Source organism: Pseudomonas sp. 21615526 (genome assembly GCF_013386245.1).
In the GTDB taxonomy this organism is placed as follows: Bacteria; Pseudomonadota; Gammaproteobacteria; order Pseudomonadales; family Pseudomonadaceae; genus Aquipseudomonas.
Genome location: NZ_JACAOM010000279.1, coordinates 1 through 304, shown reverse-complemented (window position 1 = coordinate 304; position 304 = coordinate 1). Strand labels below are relative to the sequence as shown.

Here is a 304-nt window from a genome sequence, read left to right as displayed (position 1 = left end):
CTGCGCGAGCATGGCTTGACCATCACCCAGACCTTCTATCGCAACATGTTCGCCAGCCACCCCGAGCTGACCAACGTGTTCAACATGGGCAACCAGGCCAATGGGTCGCAGCAGCAGTCGCTGGCTTCGGCGGTGTTTGCGTACGCCGCCAACCATGGCAACAACGCGGCGCTGGCGCCCGTGGTCAACCGCATCGTGCACAAGCATGCCGCTGTGGGCATCAAGCCGAGCCACTACCCGATTGTCGCGCGCCACCTGCTGGGCGCAATTGCCGAAGTGCTGGGCGACGCCGCCACACCAGACC

General features: G+C 64.5%; 1 protein-coding gene. It reads left to right on the top strand.

Features of this window, described 5'->3' with window-relative positions; translation table 11 throughout:
* Positions 1 to 15: 15 nt before the first annotated feature.
* Positions 16 to 304: globin domain-containing protein (locus tag HX786_RS31680; RefSeq protein ID WP_256735362.1), on the top strand; the 289-nt coding region annotated here is incomplete at its 3' end.